At 61.6% G+C, this 17,967-nt stretch carries 20 protein-coding genes and 1 pseudogene; 10 read left to right on the forward strand and 11 right to left on the reverse strand.

Annotation, left to right across the window (positions count from 1 at the left end; all coding sequences use genetic code 11):
- Window positions 1-13 precede the first annotated feature (13 nt).
- On the reverse strand, window positions 14-499 hold the full coding sequence (locus B1722_RS06715; protein ID WP_041066423.1) for an N-acetyltransferase: 486 nt from the start codon (window positions 497-499) through the stop codon (window positions 14-16).
- 141 nt (window positions 500-640) lie between these two features.
- On the opposite strand from B1722_RS06715, the gene B1722_RS06720 reads away from it, so the two are divergent.
- The 3 genes from B1722_RS06720 to B1722_RS06730 are packed head-to-tail and all read left to right on the forward strand — an operon-like array spanning window position 641 to window position 2,673.
- Window positions 641-1,066, forward strand: coding sequence for a nuclear transport factor 2 family protein (locus B1722_RS06720; RefSeq protein WP_041066426.1), 426 nt, complete (start codon window positions 641-643; stop codon window positions 1,064-1,066).
- A gap of 40 nt (window positions 1,067-1,106) precedes the next feature.
- A complete protein-coding gene (locus B1722_RS06725) occupies window positions 1,107-1,451 on the forward strand; it encodes a YciI family protein (RefSeq protein ID WP_003227360.1) in 345 nt (114 codons plus the stop codon).
- Window positions 1,444-2,673: an RNA polymerase sigma factor gene (locus B1722_RS06730; protein WP_041066429.1), complete on the forward strand. Its 1,230-nt coding sequence runs from the start codon at window positions 1,444-1,446 to the stop codon at window positions 2,671-2,673. Before B1722_RS06725 ends, B1722_RS06730 begins: the two co-directional genes overlap by 8 nt.
- A gap of 130 nt (window positions 2,674-2,803) precedes the next feature.
- Here B1722_RS06730 and B1722_RS06735 read toward each other — a convergent pair whose 3' ends face one another.
- Window positions 2,804-3,658 carry a LysR family transcriptional regulator gene (locus B1722_RS06735; protein ID WP_086791914.1) on the reverse strand — a complete coding sequence of 285 codons (855 nt, stop codon included), beginning with the start codon at window positions 3,656-3,658 and terminating at the stop codon, window positions 2,804-2,806.
- 89 nt (window positions 3,659-3,747) lie between these two features.
- On the opposite strand from B1722_RS06735, the gene B1722_RS06740 reads away from it, so the two are divergent.
- The gene (locus B1722_RS06740; RefSeq protein ID WP_086791916.1) at window positions 3,748-4,179 is read left to right on the forward strand and encodes a multidrug/biocide efflux PACE transporter; all 432 of its coding nucleotides are present in this window, start codon (window positions 3,748-3,750) and stop codon (window positions 4,177-4,179) included.
- Between the two features lie 158 nt (window positions 4,180-4,337).
- Here B1722_RS06740 and B1722_RS06745 read toward each other — a convergent pair whose 3' ends face one another.
- On the reverse strand, window positions 4,338-5,093 hold the full coding sequence (locus tag B1722_RS06745) for an SDR family NAD(P)-dependent oxidoreductase (protein WP_041066438.1): 756 nt from the start codon (window positions 5,091-5,093) through the stop codon (window positions 4,338-4,340).
- 120 nt (window positions 5,094-5,213) lie between these two features.
- Here B1722_RS06745 and B1722_RS06750 point away from each other — a divergent pair, with 120 nt between their 5' ends.
- Window positions 5,214-6,110, forward strand: coding sequence for a LysR family transcriptional regulator (locus B1722_RS06750; protein ID WP_041066441.1), 897 nt, complete (start codon window positions 5,214-5,216; stop codon window positions 6,108-6,110).
- 111 nt (window positions 6,111-6,221) lie between these two features.
- On the opposite strand, the gene B1722_RS06755 is transcribed toward B1722_RS06750, so the two are convergent.
- Window positions 6,222-7,838, reverse strand: coding sequence for an inorganic phosphate transporter (locus B1722_RS06755; protein ID WP_041066444.1), 1,617 nt, complete (start codon window positions 7,836-7,838; stop codon window positions 6,222-6,224).
- Window positions 7,839-8,037: 199 nt separating this feature from the next.
- Window positions 8,038-9,060 (reverse strand): transporter, encoded by a 1,023-nt coding sequence (locus B1722_RS06760; RefSeq protein ID WP_041066447.1) that lies wholly within the window; start codon window positions 9,058-9,060, stop codon window positions 8,038-8,040.
- An 855-nt stretch (window positions 9,061-9,915) separates the two neighbouring features.
- Between B1722_RS06760 and B1722_RS30085 the strand changes: the two are divergent.
- The 3 genes and pseudogenes from B1722_RS30085 to B1722_RS06770 all read left to right on the forward strand — a co-directional run.
- Window positions 9,916-10,026, forward strand: a pseudogene (locus tag B1722_RS30085) (hypothetical protein); the annotation flags it as partial.
- 228 nt (window positions 10,027-10,254) lie between these two features.
- The gene (locus tag B1722_RS30090) at window positions 10,255-10,959 is read left to right on the forward strand and encodes a methyl-accepting chemotaxis protein (RefSeq protein ID WP_371260357.1); all 705 of its coding nucleotides are present in this window, start codon (window positions 10,255-10,257) and stop codon (window positions 10,957-10,959) included.
- A 110-nt stretch (window positions 10,960-11,069) separates the two neighbouring features.
- On the forward strand, window positions 11,070-11,516 hold the full coding sequence (locus B1722_RS06770) for a hypothetical protein (protein ID WP_041066454.1): 447 nt from the start codon (window positions 11,070-11,072) through the stop codon (window positions 11,514-11,516).
- A gap of 133 nt (window positions 11,517-11,649) precedes the next feature.
- On the opposite strand, the gene B1722_RS06775 is transcribed toward B1722_RS06770, so the two are convergent.
- The 3 genes from B1722_RS06775 to B1722_RS06785 all read right to left on the reverse strand — a co-directional run bounded on the left by B1722_RS06775 (window position 11,650) and on the right by B1722_RS06785 (window position 14,575).
- A complete protein-coding gene (locus B1722_RS06775) occupies window positions 11,650-12,825 on the reverse strand; it encodes a GAF domain-containing sensor histidine kinase (RefSeq protein WP_086791920.1) in 1,176 nt (391 codons plus the stop codon).
- Between the two features lie 161 nt (window positions 12,826-12,986).
- A complete protein-coding gene (locus B1722_RS06780; RefSeq protein WP_007917758.1) occupies window positions 12,987-13,292 on the reverse strand; it encodes a PepSY domain-containing protein in 306 nt (101 codons plus the stop codon).
- Between the two features lie 158 nt (window positions 13,293-13,450).
- Window positions 13,451-14,575 (reverse strand): glycerophosphodiester phosphodiesterase, encoded by a 1,125-nt coding sequence (locus B1722_RS06785; protein ID WP_086791922.1) that lies wholly within the window; start codon window positions 14,573-14,575, stop codon window positions 13,451-13,453.
- A gap of 222 nt (window positions 14,576-14,797) precedes the next feature.
- On the opposite strand from B1722_RS06785, the gene B1722_RS06790 reads away from it, so the two are divergent.
- A complete protein-coding gene (locus B1722_RS06790; RefSeq protein ID WP_041066464.1) occupies window positions 14,798-15,124 on the forward strand; it encodes a DUF2025 family protein in 327 nt (108 codons plus the stop codon).
- A 137-nt stretch (window positions 15,125-15,261) separates the two neighbouring features.
- Here the strand turns inward: B1722_RS06790 and B1722_RS06795 are convergent, their stop codons facing one another.
- Together B1722_RS06795 and B1722_RS06800 are read right to left on the reverse strand one after the other, a co-directional pair.
- Window positions 15,262-15,573: an antibiotic biosynthesis monooxygenase gene (locus B1722_RS06795; protein ID WP_086791924.1), complete on the reverse strand. Its 312-nt coding sequence runs from the start codon at window positions 15,571-15,573 to the stop codon at window positions 15,262-15,264.
- Window positions 15,570-16,271 carry a CTP synthase gene (locus tag B1722_RS06800; RefSeq protein WP_086791926.1) on the reverse strand — a complete coding sequence of 234 codons (702 nt, stop codon included), beginning with the start codon at window positions 16,269-16,271 and terminating at the stop codon, window positions 15,570-15,572. The genes B1722_RS06795 and B1722_RS06800 overlap by 4 nt, the downstream gene beginning before the upstream one ends.
- Before the next feature lie 49 nt (window positions 16,272-16,320).
- Between B1722_RS06800 and B1722_RS06805 the strand changes: the two genes are divergently transcribed.
- Window positions 16,321-17,262: a LysR family transcriptional regulator gene (locus tag B1722_RS06805; RefSeq protein ID WP_086791940.1), complete on the forward strand. Its 942-nt coding sequence runs from the start codon at window positions 16,321-16,323 to the stop codon at window positions 17,260-17,262.
- Here the strand turns inward: B1722_RS06805 and B1722_RS06810 are convergent, their stop codons facing one another.
- Complete coding sequence (locus tag B1722_RS06810) at window positions 17,263-17,796, reverse strand: DUF1003 domain-containing protein (RefSeq protein WP_041066470.1); 534 nt, start codon at window positions 17,794-17,796, stop codon at window positions 17,263-17,265.
- Window positions 17,797-17,967 lie beyond the last annotated feature (171 nt).

The following is a 17,967-nucleotide window of genomic DNA, read 5'->3' on the forward strand; positions in this document are numbered from 1 at the left end:
ATCCCTCGATGATTTAGAAAAACAGCCCCATGCGCCGCTCGTAACCGATCCGGCCCTTGTACGCTTCGCCGCTGTCGACGAAACCGTGTTTGGCGTACAGCGCGATCGCCGCGTCGTTATCGGCATCCACCGACAGTTCCAGCCCTTTGATCTCCGGCCATGCTTCACGCGCGATGTCGGGCAACGCTTGCAGGCAGGCCTTGCCATACCCCTTGCCTTGCGCGCGGTGATCGACCTGCAAGGCGTGCAGGGTGGCGCTGTGTTCATCGGCCCAGGCTGGCAACACCGGCGGGCGCTTGAGCAGCAGGAACGCCACCGGCACTTGATCGGCCAGCAGGGCAAAGCCTTTCACGCCGGGGCCAGGTTTGGACAGCAGCGTGTGCAGCGCACCGTGAATGTCGCCGGAAAACTTGATCTGCTCGGGATGGATTTCAATCGCCTCGACCTGCTGACGCTGCAAGGCGTTCAGGCTGTCGTACGGCACGAGTTGGGCTGACACGGGAATTTCCTTTTTCCTACAAAGATGAGCCTCGGATTCTAGCGATTTTGTCTTCGGCGGAAATTTTTTGTTTCGACTGTCGATCTGCCCGATGGCCGAACGACTAAGGGTGTCTTCACTACAAAAACCACGGAGAACACCATGAGCGCACACACTGAAATCCAGGCCCTGATCAACACTTACCGCGAAGCGGTGATGACCAAGAACGTTGACAAAGTCATGGCGTTGTACGCCGACGACATCGTCTCGTTCGATGCGATCAAGGCCCTGCAATTCAAAGGCAAGGCGGCCTACCGCGCGCACTGGGAAGCCTGCATGGAAATGTGTTCCGGCCCGCACGTTTTCGAGTTTCACGAGATCGCCATCGAGACCGCCGACAACCTCGCGTTCGCCCATTGGGTCACGCATTGCGGGGGGACCAACGACAAGGGCGAAACCCAGAGCTGCTGGATGCGCGCTACCGCGTGTTATCGGCCAGTGGGCGGAACGTGGAAGATTGTCCACGAGCACTGGTCGGCGCCGTTCGATCCGATGAGCGGCAGCACGCTGTTCGATGTGCAACCCTGATCTTCAGCCATAGTTGATCCGTTCGATTCAGGAGAAAGCCATGAAGTACCTATGCCTGGTCTACAGCGATGAGCGCCTGCTGCACACCTCGCCCGACAGCCCGGAAGACGCCGAGTGCTGGGCCTATGCCGAGTCGATTCAGGGCAGCGGGCGGATGGTTGCCGCCGAAGCGCTGGAGTCGGTGCAGACTGCGACCACGGTGCGCATGCGCAACGGCAAGCTGTCGATTACCGATGGCCCGTTCGCTGAAACCAAGGAGCAACTGGCCGGGTTTTACCTGATCGATGCCAAGGATCTGAACGAAGCGATTCAGGTCGCCGGCCACATTCCGGCGGCCCGGGTCGGCAGCGTCGAAGTGCGTCCGGTGCGGCAGTTGAATGTCTGAAGTGCGGGCGCGGGTCGAGCAGGTCTATCGCGAAGACTCGCGGCGGATTCTGGCCACCCTGATTCGCCTGCTCGGCGATTTCGACCTCGCCGAAGAAGCCTTGCACGAGGCGTTCTTCGTCGCGGTCGAGCGCTGGCAGCGCGACGGCGTGCCGGACAATCCGCGCACCTGGCTAGTCTCCACCGGGCGTTTCAAGGCCATCGATGTGTTGCGCCGCCGCGCCCGCTTCAAGGCCTCGCAGCCGCTGTTGCTCGCGCAACTCGAAGAGCTGGAACAGGCCGACTGGAGTGGCGAAGACGTGGAAGACGACCGCTTGCGGCTGATCTTCACCTGCTGTCACCCGGCCTTGGCGGCGGATGCGCAAGTGCCGCTGACCTTGCGTGAAGTCTGCGACCTGACCACCGAGGAAATCGCCCGCGCGTTTCTTTCGGCTCCGGCTGCGATTGCTCAGCGCATCGTGCGCGCGAAGGCGAAGATTCGCGACGCCAGAATCCCTTATCAAGTGCCGAGCCTGAGCGAGTTGCCCGAGCGCCTCGACAGTGTGTTGCGGGTGATTTATCTGGTGTTCAACGAAGGCTATTCGGCATCGATGGGCGCCGAGCTGACCCGCGAAGATCTGACTCGCGAGGCGATTCGGCTTGGGCGGTTGCTGATGGAGTTGCTGCCGGAACCGGAGGTCATGGGCCTGCTGGCGTTGATGTTGTTGCATGAGTCGCGGCGGCCGGCGCGCACTTCGCCCAGCGGAGAGTTGATCCTGCTGGACGATCAGGATCGCTCGCGCTGGGATGCCGGGTTGATTGCTGAAGGTTGTGCGCTGGTGGAGCGGGCGCTGACCACCCGAAGGTTCGGGCCGTATTGCCTGCAAGCGGCGATTGCCGCGGTGCATGCCGAAGCGCCGTCAGCGGCAGAAACCGACTGGCAGCAGATCGTCGGGCTGTATGACGTGCTGTTGCGGGCGGTGCCGTCGCCGGTGATCGAGTTGAACCGCGCGGTAGCAGTGGCCAAGCGCGATGGGGCGCTGGCCGGGCTGACGCTGATCGAGGGGATTCTGGATCGCGGTGAGTTGCAGGATTACCACCTGGCGCATTCGGCGCGGGCGGAATTTTGTCGGCAGTTGGGTCGGGTGGAGCAGGCGCGGGCGGCGTATCGGCGAGCACTGGAACTGACCCGGCAAGAGCCGGAGCGGCGGTTTATCGAGGGGCGGCTGAGCGAACTGGATTGATCCGGGGAATTCATTGGCTGTGCCGGCCTCATCGCTGGCAAGCCAGCTCCCACAGTGTCTGCGCCGTACACAAAGTTAGTGAACACCTCGGTACTTGTGGGATCTGGCTTGCCAGCGATTGGCGGCGCCGCTATTCCAGCATCTTGCTCAGCAACCAGCTCCCCGCCGGCCCCGGCGGATACAGCCGCGACCACAACGCATCGACATACACCGGCCGTGGCCAGCCACGCACCGTCAGCTCCACCAGCGAGCCATTGCCGAAACGCCCCACCAGCCAGCGCGGCAGCGCCGCCCAGCCAAAGCCCATCTCCGCCATTTCCATCAGCATCAGGTAACTCGGCGCCGACCACACCCGGCCTTTGGCCCGGCTGTCGTAGGGATTGACGATGGTCGCCAGGCGCAACTCGCGATGCTGCTCCAGCACCTGCTGATCGACACCTTGGATGCCGGTCAGCACATGATCACGTTTGACGAACAGCGCGATGTCGGTGTGCTCGGCCACGGTCGAGGTCACCAGGTCCGGCGGGTAGCTGTCGCGCATTTCGGCAAATGCCAGGTGCGCGCGGCCACGCTGGACCAGTTCGATCAGGTCGTCGCACTCGGCGATCAGGCATTCCAGTTCCAGGTCCGGATAACGCTGCTCGAAGTCGACCAGCGCCGCTTCGAAGCGTGCCGATTGATAGGTGTCGGAAATCGCCACGGTCAGCTTCGGCTCGACACCTTGGGCCAGTTGCCGGGCGCTCATTGCCATACGATGGTTGGCCGCCAGAATCGCCTCGGCCCGTTGCACCATCACATGACCGGCCGGGGTCAGGGTCGGTTTGCGGCTGCTGCGGTCGAACAGAATCAGATCCAGATCGATCTCCAGGCTGGCCACAGCGGCGCTTATGGTCGACTGACTGCGCCCCAGTTTGCGCGCCGCCGCCGAAAACGAACCCTGAGTGGCCGCTTGCACAAAGGCCAACAGCACTTCCTGCGAAGCCATGAACTATCGCCTTGATCGATGGTTATTGGTTATGAAGTATCGGTGTGTGGGCGGATCATGGCAACCCTCTTCACTCAAGGAGTCAGGCCATGACTGCCAGCAAATCCATCACTGAACGTATCTTCCAGGCCATCGGTTTCGAGTGTCTGGCGATCCTGATCTGCACGCCGTTGCTGGCGTGGATCATGGACAAACCGCTGCTCGACATGGGCGCGGTGGCCGTGCTGATCGCCGTGCTGGCGCTGGCGTGGAACGTGCTGTTCAACGGACTCTTCGACCGGGCGCTCAAGCGCCTGAACCTCGGGCATAACGCTTGGACGCGGGTGATCCATGCGCTGCTGTTTGAGGGCGGGTTGATCGTGATGGGCGTACCGCTGATTGCCTGGTGGCTGTCGGTCAGCCTGTGGCAGGCGTTCTTGCTGGACATCGGCGTGCTGCTGTTTTTCCTGCCGTACACCTATGTGTATCACTGGGGGTATGACGTGGTGCGCGAGCGGTTATTGATGGCCAGTGCTGCTTAAGTCTGGAACACAAACTGTGGCGAGGGAGCTTGCTCCCGCTCGGCTGCGCAGCAGTCGTAAACCCGATAAACGCGGTCTGTTTGTCAGACCGCATTGGCCGGTTTTGGGGGGCGCTTCGCACCCCAGCGGGAGCAAGCTCCCTCGCCACACTGTTTGGTTTAGAGAAACATCCCGCCGGATGCTTCGACCCGCTGCCCGTTGATCCACTGCGCACCCGGCGCCAGCAGCATCGACAGTGCGCCACCGATGTCATCCGGTTGCCCGGCGCGTCCCAGTGCGGTGTTGCTGGCGACCATCGCGTTCAACGCCGCGTTGTCGCGCACCGCGCCGCCGCCAAAATCCGTCTCGATGGCGCCCGGCGCTAGAATGTTCACGCCGATCTGCCGCGCCCCCAGCTCCTTGGCCTGATAGCGGGTCAGCACTTCCATCGCGCCCTTCATCGCTGCGTAGGCGGCGTAGCCCGGCAGGCTGAAGCGGGTCAGCCCACTGGAAATGTTGATGATACGCCCGCCGTCATTGATCAGCGGCAGCAGTTGCTGAGTCAGGAAGAACGGCCCTTTGAGCTGGATATTCATCAGCAGATCGAACTGTTCCGGGGTGGTCTCGGCGAACAGTGCGTGCACGCCAATCCCGGCGTTGTTGATCAGGAAGTCGAAGCGCGGACGATCAAAGTGCTGCAACGCTTGCTCAACCCTCGAAGCGAAATCGGCAAAGCTGTCGCTGCGGCCCACATCCAGTTGCAGCATCACGGCTTTGGCGCCGCGTTGTTCCAGTTCAGCCACCAGCGCCTGGGCTTCATCGGCGCGGCTGTTGTAGGTGCCAATGATGTCCACGCCTTCGGCGGCGAGGTGCAGGGCGGCGTTCTTGCCCAGGCCACGGCTGGCGCCGGTGATCAATGCGATTTTGCGGCTCATGTGAAAACCTCGATTGCAGTGAGTGGTGATGAGCAAAGTTTATTTATCCGCCGTGGGGTGATAAACAGACTGAAACCGGAATCACTGATCGGCTTGGCCGAACAATCAACGGGTGTCCTCATGAACAAACTGGAACTGCTGCGCACCTTCGTCCGGGTCAGCGAACTGTCGAGTTTTACCCAGGCCGGCGAGAGTCTCGGGCTGCCGCGCTCGACGGTGTCCGAGCATGTGCAGGCCCTGGAAAGCCTGCTTGGCACGCGCCTGTTGCAACGCACCACGCGCAAAGTGCAGGCGACGCAGGACGGTCTGGTGCTGTATGAACGCAGCAAAGATCTGCTGTCGCACATGGACGAGATCGAGGGGCTGTTTCGCCAGGATCCGGCCTCGTTGAGCGGGCGGATTCGCGTCGACATGCCGAACATCCTCGCGCGACGCCTGATCATGCCGCTGCTGCCTGAGTTCATGGCGCGGCACCCGAATCTGGAACTGGAAATCAGCAGCACCGACCGCCGTGTCGATCTGCTCAGCGAGGGTTTCGATTGCGTGGTGCGCATCGGCGCGCAGCCGGATCAGTCGGTGGTGGCGCGGCATCTCGGTGACTTCCCGATGATCAACTGCGCCAGCCCTGCGTACCTTGAACGCTACGGCGTGCCGCAGACCCTGGAAGATCTGGCGCAGCATCGACTGGTGCATTACGTCGGCGTGCTCGGTTCGCGTTCGGAAGGGTTTGTGTATGAACAGGACGGTCAGGTGCGGCGCCTGCCGATGGCTGGCAGTGTCACGGTCAACAGCACTGATGCTTACGAGTCGGCGTGCCTGGGTGGCTTTGGTCTGATCCAGGTGCCGCGCACCGGCATGCAGCCCCATCTGGACACCGGTGAGCTGCTGACTGTGCTACCGCAGTTCACCGCGCCGGCGATGGCGATTTCAATCCTGTATGCACGGCAACGGCATTTGCCGCTGCGGGTGCGGGTGTTCATGGAGTGGTTGGGGGAGGTGATTCGTTCGACGCTCTGACCGACTTCACCTGTAGGAGCTGCGGCACGCTGCGATCTTTTGATTTTGCTTGGAAAAAACAAGATCAAAAGATCGCAGCGTGCCGCAGCTCCTACAGAGGATTTGTGATGATCAGAAGATCTGGGTGAACAGCCAATAGAGGCTGCCCGACAGCAGAATCGCCGCCGGCAAGGTCAGCACCCACGCCATCAGCAGATTGCGGATGGTCTTCATCTGCAAGCCACCGCCATTGGCGACCATGGTCCCGGCCACGCCCGATGACAGCACATGGGTGGTCGAGACCGGTAAACCGAACATGTCCGCCGCGCCAATGGTCAGCATCGCCACGGTTTCCGCCGAGGCGCCCTGGGCGTAGGTCAGGTGGGTCTTGCCGATCTTTTCGCCGACCGTCACCACAATCCGTTTCCAACCGACCATGGTGCCGAGGCCCAAGGCGATGGCCACGGCGATCTTCACCCACAGCGGAATGAAGCGTGTGGCGTTGTCGATCTGCTGCTTGAACAGTTGCAGTTTATCCGTGGTGTCGGCGTCGAAGTTGCCGACCTTGTTCTTCTCCATCAAGCGAATGCTTTCGCTGGCCAGGTACATGTCGTTGCGCACGTTGCCCATGGCTTCGGCCGGGACTTTCGACAGCGAACCATAGCCTTTGACCTCTTCGCCAATGTGCCCGGTCAGGGCGGCGAGGGCGGGGATCAGTTGCGGCGTGGCTTGCTTGCTGCGCACGTAATCCGACAGCACCGGACGCGGATCGACCGGGGCTGGCAGCGGGGTGTTTTTCACCAGCGCTTGCTGGGTGACTTCGGCGACAGCGGCAAACTGCAGCGCCTGATCGGCGGGCATGGTGCGGTTCAACGCGTAAGCCATCGGCAAGGTGCCGACCAGAATCAACATGATCAGGCCCATGCCTTTCTGCCCGTCGTTGGAGCCGTGGGCGAAAGACACACCGGTGCAGGTGGCGATCAACAAACCGCGTATCCACCACGGTGGCGGATTGTTGCCTTGCGGCGCCTTGTACAGCGCGCGGTTCTTGATGAAGGCGCGCATGGCCAGCAGCAACAGCGCCGCGCAGCCGAAGCCCACCAGCGGCGACAGCAGCAGGGCGTAACCGATCTTGGTCGCCTGCGCCCAGTCCACGCCACTGGTGCCATCGCGTCCGTGCATCAAGGCATTGGCCACACCGACGCCGATGATCGAGCCGATCAGCGTATGCGATGACGAGGCCGGCAGGCCCAGCCACCAGGTGCCGAGGTTCCACAGAATTGCCGCGATCAGCAGGGCAAAGATCATCGCGAAACCGGCGGACGAACCGACCTGCAGAATCAGCTCCACCGGCAGCAGGGCGATGATGCCGAACGCCACCGCGCCACTGGACAGCAACACCCCGAGGAAGTTGAAGAAACCCGACCAGACCACCGCCACATTCGGCGGCAACGAGTGGGTGTAGATCACCGTCGCGACCGCGTTGGCGGTGTCGTGGAAACCGTTGACGAACTCGAAGCCCAGCGCAATCAGCAGCGCCACGCCGAGCAACAAAAACGGGGTCCAGGTGGTGACGGTGGTGCCCAGCTCATGCATGTCGTGCATCAGGCTGTAAGCGGTGAACAACATGCCCATGGCCAGAACCGCGAAGAACACCACGTAAGTGAACGGACCGGGTTTCTTATCAAGTGCCGGCCGGCCGCCGTGGGCGGACGCGGGGCGGGCGGCGGTCAGGGAGGGAGTAGCCATGAGCGGACAATCCTGAGCGAGGGAAGGTTTGTTCGTCATGATCGTTGCTAAATATTACAGAGAGACTGCGATAGATCAGTGTTTGGCGGATTAGCTCACCGCTGATCTGATAGCGAAAATCAAAAGATCGCAGCCTGCGGCAGCTCCTACAGGTTTACCGTGCCCTGTAGGAGCTGCCGCAGGCTGCGATCTTTTGATCTTAATAATCCCCACGCTTGCGAAACGCCCAGCGCCCGGCAATCACGGTAAACGTCGCGACCAGCGCCACCAGAATCCAGAACCCCTCGGGATCCGTCGCCAGTGGCACTCCCCCCACGTTCATGCCAAAGAAACCGGCAATGATGTTGATCGGCAATGCCAGCACCGTGACCACGGTCAGGGTGAACAGCGTGCGGTTGCTCTGTTCGTTGAGGTTGGCGGCGATTTCTTCCTGGAGCAGTTTGATCCGCTCGCCGAGGGCGGTGAGGTCGTTGATGATCAGCGCAAACTCCTCGGTGGACTTGCGCAGCTCCTTGACGTCCTCCTTCTGCAGCCACGCCGGCGGCCGGTTGAGCAAGCGCAGCAAGGAGCCCGGCTCCAGCGCCAACAGGCGTTGCAGGCGCACCAGCACCCGACGGTTGGCACCGAGTTCGGCGCGGTTGGTCGACAGGCGCGAGGAGAGTAATTCGTCTTCGACCTGATCGACGCTCATGCTGGTCTTGCGCACGATCTGCGTCAGCACTTCGCCCTGATCGCGCAGCAGGTGCACCAGCAGTTCCGACGGTGAGCGAAAGCATTCGCCGGCCTTCACCGACGAACGCAATTTGTCCACCGAGTGCAGCGGTTGCAGGCGTGCGCTGACGATCAGTTTGCTGCGCACGCAGACCCACAGCGTCGACACGTCTGAGGACACCATGCTGCTGAGGTTGAACACCACATCGTTGACCACCGCCAGCAACGCCGAGTCCACGTGCTCGATGCGCGTCGAGCGCGAACCTTCGTGCAGCGCCTCGAAGAATTCTTCGGGCAATTGCAGATGACTTTTCATCCAGCGCTCACACGCGGCGTGCGCCAGGTTCAGGTGCAGCCAGAGGAATTCATCACGGTCGCTGTCGTCTTGCAAGCAACGCAGGGCGGTCGCCGAATCGACTTCGCGGCCACGCTCACCGGGACGAAAACGGAAGCCGTAAAGCAAACCGAACAAATCAGGATCGCGATGACTGAGATCAAGGCTGTGGTTCATGGAGGCTCGCTGCGAGGAGGGGACGCCGGTCGCGGAATGGCAGGTTCACTGAGCCGCATCATCGCAACCGGATATGACACTTGTGTGACGACAAAATGACGCCAGATCAATGTCTTACCGGCGGTCGGATTTCCTTCAAGAAGCGCTCTGGTGCGCCGATCACGCTTGGGTTACGTTGCGCGCGCTTGGCCATGAGCCAAGGCTCGCCGACACGGATGTCCGGCAAAATCCCACGCCTTATCGGGCGTGCCTCATCCCTGTCCTGAGTATCTCGCGATGCTGCAAAAATCCCTGAGAGCACAAATTCTCGCCCTGCTGAGCGGCAGCCTGCTGGCGATGCTGTTGATCGCACTGGCCTGCTTTCATTTCCTGTCCAATGGCGTGCAGAACTACAGCCAATTGATCGCCGGCCCCTTGCACACCTCACAATTGATCGATGAGGCCAACCTGCAATTCAAGGTGCAGGTGCAGGAGTGGAAAAACGTCTTGCTGCGCGGCAAGCAACCGGCTGACCTGGCCAAGTACTGGGGCCAGTTCGAAGATCGTCAGCGCGATGTGCAGAACATTCTCGGTGAACTGGCCGGCCAGAAAGGCCTGGAGCCGGCGCTGAAAACCCGCATCGAACGCCTGCGTGAAGAGCACCGCCAACTCGGCAGCGCCTACCAGAAAGGTCGCGATGCCTACGTCGCGGCCGGTGCCGATCCAGCGGCTGGCGACAGTGCGGTCAAAGGCGTGGACCGCGCTACCAGCGATCAGATGAGCGAACTGGTCGCCGAGCTGCGCAAGCAGGGCACCGAACAGTCGGCGCAGATCAGCGCCAGTGCCGACAGCACCGTGCTGCTGGGAATTGTGGTGATGCTCGGTTCCGGTCTGCTGATCGGCTTGCTCAGCCTGTGGCTGGTCAACCGCAACCTGATCGAGCCGATCCGCAAGCTGATCGACTACGTCACCCAGTTGAGCCGTGGGCGCCTCGCCGAACGCGTCGCCAACGACCGTCAGGACGAGTTGGGCAACCTTGCCGCCGCGGCCAATACCCTGCGTGATTTCCTCGCTGAAACCTTCACTCACCTGCAACGCAGTGCCAGTGATCTGGACAGCGCCAGCGGCGAGCTGAATGCGATCGCCACGACCATGGCCGGCGGCACCAACGAGCAGTTCAACCGCACCGATCAGGTGGCCACGGCGATGAACGAAATGTCCGCCACCGCCCAGGAAGTCGCCCGGCATGCGGCGGATGCGGCGCGGGCTGCCGACGATGCCGACCAGTCCGCCCAGCAGGGTGAAAAGGTCATGCAGGGCACCATCCACACCATCACCCGGATGCGTGGCGAAATCGCCAACACCGCTGAAGTGATTCGTCGCCTGGAAAGCGACAGCGGCCGAATCGGCAAGGTGCTGGAAGTGATTCGCGGCATTGCCGAACAGACCAACCTGCTGGCGCTCAACGCAGCGATTGAAGCGGCACGGGCCGGTGAGGCCGGACGCGGTTTTGCGGTGGTCGCCGACGAGGTGCGCAATCTCGCGCAGCGTACGGCCGAGTCGATCATCGAGATCAACCAGATCATTCAAAACGTGCAGACCGGCGCCGTGGACGCGGCGCAAGCGATCGAAAGCGGTCAGGCGCGCAGCGACGAAAGCGTCGAGCAAGTGACTCAGGCCGGTGCGATGCTGGAGCGCATCACCCACGCCGTGGAAGCGATCCGCGACATGAACCGCCAGATCGCCACCGCCGCCGAAGAGCAGACCTCGGTGGCCGAAGACATCTCGCGCAACCTGACCGAGATCACCTCGATCGCCAGCACCAACCTCAACAGCGTGCAGCGCACCGAAAGCGCCAGCCAGAACCTGCATGGCCTGTCCGGGCAACTCAACGAAGTCACCGCGCGCCTGAGCGCCTGACGTCCGTCGACGTGTACCGGTTCGGTTACCGAGTCGGTACACAGTCGATCTCAAATCCGTGCGAGTGCCGCCGATGGCCGGTTATCTATAACCGGCATTGGAGCCAGCCCATGGTCAGCATCACCTCTGTTTCAATCAATCAGACCGTCACCACCGCCACCAGCAAAACCAAAATCAGCGACGCCAGTGACGACACCTCGGCCACTGCAACCAGCAGCGCAAGCGTCAGCGCCGATACCAGCAAAGTGGCGGCCGGCGGGGGCGCGGCTCCGGCAGGCGACAGCAGTTCCGACAGCAGCGGTGAATCGGATTCGGTGAAGGCACTGCGCAAGCAGATCGCCGAGCTGCAAAAGCAATTGCAGGAGCAACAGCAAGCGCTGCAAGCGGCTCAGGCCAAGCAGGAAGACGCTGATGCCAAAGCGGCTGACGTGGCCTCCGCCGAGTCGCAAATCTCCAGCACCTCGGCTTCGTTGCAGACCGCGACGGCGGCGTTGTTGCAGGCGTTGCAGGATTCCGGGTCGAGCAGCTCGGGCTCGCTGGTCAGCACTTCGGCCTGACAACTGCGAAACACTGCAGAACCAATGTGGGAGCGAGCTTGCTCGCGAAAGCGGCGTGCCAGTCGCCTCATCTGTGGCAGACACAACAGCTTCGCGAGCAAGCTCGCTCCCACAGGGATCCAAGGTGTGCTTTTCAGGCAGTGGGCAGGCTGAAGGTGAACAGCGTGCCGCTCTGCGCGGTGGACGCCACATGCAAATGCCCGCCATGGGACTGGGCGATCTGACTGGCGATATACAGCCCCAGACCGAGCCCGGCCTGTGGCGTGCTGGCGCTTGGGCGCGAGTAAGGCTGGAACAGATGCGGCAAAACCGCCTCGGGAATATGCCCCTGATTCTTCACCGCCAGCATCAACGCGCCGTGATCAACCTGGGCGATGACCTCAATGTCGCCCTCCGGGTCGCCATGGGCCACGGCATTGGCCAGCAGGTTCGACAGCAATTGAGCGATCCTCGCGCGGTCACAGGGCAAGCCCTGCAAGTCGCCGATGGACGCGTGGATGGTGCGCTGCGGATGCACGTTACGAATTTCCGTCACCACTTGCTGCACGGCTTCGGTCAAATCGGCGCAGGGCTGGATATTCGCCGGAATGCCCTTGCCCAAGCGTCCGCGAGCAAAGTCGAGTACGTCATCCACCAGCCGGGTTGCCCGTTGCGCACTGCCGAGGATATTGCGTACCCGAACTTCGATGGCCGGATCCGGATGCTTGCGCAGGAGCATTTCGGCGCCAGCGCTGATCGCGAACAACGGGTTACGCAAGTCGTGGCCGAGTACGGCAATGAACTGTTCGCGCAACTCGGCGGTTTCGCGCTCCTGCAACAACGCGGTTTCGGTGAGCTGCGCGTTTTCCTCGGCTTCGATCTGCAACGCGAGCATTCGCGCGAACGACTCCATGGTGCTCTGGATGCTGCTGGACTTGAGCTGTGCCGGGTTCGGATCGAGGGCGCAGATCGTGCCGAAAAAGCGCCCGTCGGTGCGGAACACCGGCACCGAGATATAGCTCTCGAATTTGTACAGACGCGGGGTGTGATGATCGCGGTAGAGCGGGTCTTCGCTGGCCTTGTCGATCACCACCGAGGTGTGCGCGGCACGGATTTCGTGGCACAGCGTAGTGACCACATCCAGTTCGCCACCGACCTGCAGGCCAAAATCCAGCTGGTCGAGGACGGCGCAGGCTGTCCATGACTCCTCGGTAACCCGCGCCACGGCGGCGAAGCGCAGGCCGGTCAGTTCGCGAATCACCTGAAGAATCGCCGGAACCGCGCTGATCCGTTTGATCGTTGCGATGTCTGCTGCCGCTGTCTGCCCCATGCCCATCGCTCTCGGCTGCAATCGTTTATCTGATGGTCGCCATACTAGCCGTCTGATGGCGGTTTTGGCATCCCTTCAGGCGGCATCCGCGTGATTCGCCGGGCAACGGACGCAAAAAAGCCGCAGGATCCGGGATCGTGCGGCTTTGCGTTGGCGGTGTATCAGGTGTCTTGCTTGTTGCTCAGCACCTTGCCGGTGGTGGCATCGAAGTCGACGTCAAACTCTTTGCCATCGGCGGTTTTCAGCTCGACTTCGTACTCGTAACCGTTGAAGTGGTTATCCAGATCGGTGTCGGTGATGGTCGCACCCGGATGCAGTTTCAGCGCTTCGGCATTCATCGATTCCAGCGACTTGATCTTGCCGGATTTGACCAGCTCAGGGATCTGGTCGACGCGCACATCGGCCTGGGCGAGGCCAGCAGTCAGGGTCAGGGCAGCGGCGGTAAACAGGGCAGTCAAAGTTTTCATCGGGTCATTCCTTGGGTTGTTCGTTGAAGTGGACTCAGGTTAACCACCACAACTTAATTCACCCTTAAAACCCCGAATACAAAACGGGCAAGCCATGCCCAACACAAAACCTGTGGGAGCGTGGCTTGCCCGCGATAAGGGCACCTCGGTTTTGCAGATCAGAACCCGTTGTTCTTCAATACCTGATCAACACTGGCACTGGCCGGACGCTTGTAGAACTTCAACAGTTCGCTGGCGCGGTTGGTGAAGATGCCATCAACCCCGGCCGCCATGACTTTCTCGAAGTCCACCGGCTCATCGACGGTGTACACGTGCACCAGCATGCCCTGATCATGGGTGTACTGGTTCATCCACGGTTGCACCAGATCCGAGTAGCTCTGATCGCCACCCTGGGTCAGTTTGGCCGAAGGGCCGGTGCCGATGGCGCCGTGAGCCTTGGCGAAATCCACCCATTGCTTGAATTCGGCTTCGGACTTCGGCTCCTGCTTGCCGTAGAACACGTTCTTGTCCTTCTCGCCGGATTCGGCAAAGGTCACCTTGGATTTTGGCTCGATGCTGCCTTCGCCGACCCACAGCAACAGGATCTTCGGTACTTGCGGCATTTCCTTTTGCAGCAGTTCGAGGCTGTTCTTCTCGAAAGTCTGCAGGATCACTTTGCCTTTGCCCTGGCCGACGCCCAGTTCGCTCTTGGCCAGTTTCGAACCGGCCGGGCTCAGCCAGCCGCGATCCTGCAGCTTCTCTTTGAGGTCATGCTCGATTCCCGGAAACAGTTGCGGTTCCTTGGTTTCGATGTACAGGCCCGGCTTGTGTTTCGGGTTGGCCTGGGCGATGTCGATGATTTCATCGAGGGTGAGGATTTTCAGCCCGGCATAGGTCGGACGTGCGCGATCCGGGTAAGCCTTGTTGTACCAGCTGCCGGCGTCGAGGGTTTTCAGTTCGGCCATGGTGAAGGCGGTGGCCGGGCTGTCTTTGCGCTCGGGGAATTTGGTGGCGACGTCGGTGGTGCGTTGCAGGTTGTTGTCGTGCAGGGCGAACAGCACGCCGTCCTTGCTGCGCTGCAAGTCCATTTCCAGGTAGTCGGCGCCGAGGTCGCGGGCCAGTTTGTAGGAGGCGGCGGTGGACTCCGGCGCATCGAAGGACGCGCCACGGTGTGCGATCACGGCTGGATGCGGGATGCCATGGGCGGCGGCCAGCGCATTGACGTCAGTCGCGGCGGCGTGGGCCTGGCCGAGACCGAGCATCAGGCTCAGCATGAGGGCGCTTTTGGTGAAAGTGGCGGGCATGTTCGAGTTCCTTTCGCAGGGCATTTTCAAAGACGTACCTTTTAACAACTGAATCGATTGGGTGCTATCGCCAGACCGACATAAACGTATTAAAAGCGATTTTTCCTGCACTTTTGTGGCGCGGTTTGCAGTACGCTTGCCCTCGGCAGACGCTCCGGCAGAGGGCGCGCCGAGTCTGTTGCCCTGCGTGTAAACCATCGATGATTTTTCGTGAGGTTTACCATGCGCATCACTTCCCAACTCATCTGTCAGGCCGCCGATGACCTCAAGGGTTTTGTCGGCCTCAACCGCAAGACCGGTCAGTACATCGTGCGTTTCAGCGAGGATTCGTTCGGCATGGACGTGGCCGATGACGGCATTATTCCCACCAGCGAATTTGTCTGGGCGCCGGTTTCGGATACCACCATGACCTTGAAGCGCGAGCTGATTCAGTTGCTGCTGGATCAGAACATCGACGAGCGGATCAACATCAGCGAGCCGTTGCGGGTGTACATGAGCAAGGTTGAGGTGCCGGAGATTGTGGCGGTGCGCAGTCTGGTGCAGGGCTGAGGTTTTTGTATTGACGCTACTGGCCGCATCGCGGGCAAGCCACGCTCCCACAGGTTATTCGTTGTTCTGAAGATCACGCAGTACCTGTGGGAGCTGGCTTGCCAGCGATGAGGCCAGTGAGAACACCACCCAACTCCCTACCCAAACCGATACTCGCGCTCCACCCGACACACCCGGGTCTGAAACATCGAATACCACTGCGCCCGCCCGCGCGCCTGAATCACCCGGTGCTCGGGATGCTCGCGCCAGGCCAGAATCGCCGCCTCGCTCTCCCAGTAGGAAATGGTGATCCCGACGCCATCTTCCCCACGAATCGAATCAATCCCGAGAAACCCCGGTTGCTGGCTGACCAGCTCCATCATGCGCTCGGAGGCCGCGGCATAACCGTTGTCACCTTCGGTGCGGGTCGAGGTGAAAATCACCGCGAAGCAGGTTGGTGCCGGTTTCATTGCCGTTGCTCCACGCACGCTTCGACGAACGCCCGCACCAGTGGCGGGACATGGCCCCTGAGCGCCTCACGTTCCGGTTGAAACAACGTGGCGACAAAAAACACATGGTCAGTCAATTCGATCGCGCGCAAGTCGCCCGCCGAATCGTGCCCCACGGCACGTAGCGGAGGGGTCAGTAATTTCTTTTCGAACTGTGGGTTCACACCGAATCGGCAGCGATAACCTTCATGAATTTCAGACGTTTCGTACGCCTTGGCGATCAACGAACCGGCGACCAGATGAATGCTGTCTACCGCCTCCACCAACGAACAGGTCAGCGGTGTCAGTACCGCTCGCGGCGAATCCGGTGACGTTTCGCCATGCTCGGCATCGGCCCAGCCCAGCACATTGCGGGAAAATTCCAGCAGCGCATGCTGAAAACCGCCGCAGGTACCAAGGAACGGGCGCTGTTGTTCGCGGGCAAAACGAATCGCCCTGAGTGCACCGGCCTCACTGTTGTAGGGGCTGGCCGGGACGCACCAGAAGCCGTCGTAGTGTGCCAATGGTGTATCGACGTGGATTTGATCCGTGGCCAGCCAGTCGAATTGCACATTGTGGCCGGACTGCTCGGCGATCATGCCGAGGGCAACGGGGATCGCCTGGTGGGCGGTGACTTGCGGGTCGTGATCGCCGATCAGGGCGATGGAAATGGCGTCCATGGGATTTCCTTGATTTGAGTGAGTAAACCTCTGTGGTGAGGGTGTGCAGTTGTCGATCACCGGGGCTCACTATAGATTGGCGTTCACGCACTCAATATTGGCGTTTTCCCAAGTGATCAATGCAGCGACGCACTATCGACTCGACTACCCGGATCTGGCGCTGATCCTTGCGTTGGTGCGCGGCGGCTCTCTGGCCCGGGCGTCGCAGTTGCTCAGGGTCGACGTGTCGACGGTGTTTCGCGCAGTGCGTCGTCTGGAGTCGGCGCTGGGCCAGCAGTTGTTCGAAAAGAGCCGCGCCGGTTATTTGGCCACCACCCTCGCGCAGACCCTCGCCGAGCAGGCCGAGCGCGCCGAACAGGCACTGGAAGCGGCGCGAATCGGTGTCGAGCAGGGCGGGGAAGTGATCAGCGGTACGGTGCGCCTGACCTGTACCGATTCGGTGCTGCAAGGCCTGCTGTTGCCGGCGCTGGCGCAGTTCATGCCGAACTACCCGGCGTTGACTCTCGAGCTGAGCACCTCCAACGATTTCGCCAACCTCAGCCGGCGTGATGCCGACATCGCCCTGCGCCTGACGCGTACACCGCCGGAGCATCTGGTCGGACGGCAACTGGCGAAGGTTTCCTACCGGGTCTGCGCCAGTGCGCGGTATCTGCAGAATGTGGATGCGACGGATCTGGCGGCGCTGACCTGGATCGCCCCGGACGAGTTTCTGCCGGATCACCCGACCGTCGCCTGGCGCCGCCAACAGTTGCCCGGCGTGATCCCGAGTTATCGCTGCAACAGCATGCTCTCGGTGACGGAACTCGTGCGCGGCGGTCTCGGCGTGGCGGCGTTGCCGGACTTTCTGATCACGGAAGGTTTGCAGCCCCTCAGCGCACCGCTGCACGGCTATGACACCGCGCTGTGGCTGCTGACCCGCGCGGACTGCCGCGCGTTGCGCGCGGTGGTCACGCTGTTCGATGAATTGGGGCGGGCGCTGCGTTTGCCATGATCAGCGTTGCGGATCCTGGCAGATGTGCGCATGCAGTTCGCGGGTCAGGCCTTCGATGCGTTCAGTCAGGCTCTTGGTCATCTCGGTGAGTCGGGTGTTCTGTTCCAGCAATTCGAGCAGTTGCGCGGTGGTCTGTGCGGCCTGCGCCTGGCGCTCGCTGTTGGCCACCGCCAGCGCTTCACGGTGTTGCGCGTCGGCGTCCGACTGCGCCTTGTCCCGCGCGGCCTGTCGGGTCTGTGCCAGCAGAATCAACGGCGCGGCGTAGGCGGCTTGCAGGCTGAACGCGAGGTTGAGCAGGATGAACGGGTAGACGTCGAACTGCGTCACGCCCGAGACGTTGAGGCCGATCCACACTGCGACGATCAGCGTTTGCGCGCCGAGAAACAGCGGCGTGCCGAAGAACCGCGCGAAGGCCTCGGCACGCAGGGCGAACGCGTCGTTGCCGAAGGTGGTGTTGAGGTGGGCGTGGGGGCGGTGGAAGCGCAGGTGATCGACCGGGGCGGGCGCGGGGACATCGGGTTTTTCTGTGGTCATGGTGGGCTCGGCAGGACTTGGGACTGGAGGTCACTATAGCCCTGCATCGAGGCTGATGGCCCTTTCGCGAGCAGGCTCGCTCCCACAGGTTCCGGCTTGATCACAAGTCAAGTGATCGACTCGACCCCTGTGGGAGATTCTATGTTGCTCAGCAACCCTAGAATCTCAAAC

Origin of the sequence: Pseudomonas sp. SCPG-7, assembly GCF_002156405.1 — a bacterium.
In the GTDB taxonomy this organism is placed as follows: Bacteria; Pseudomonadota; Gammaproteobacteria; order Pseudomonadales; family Pseudomonadaceae; genus Aquipseudomonas; species Aquipseudomonas parakoreensis.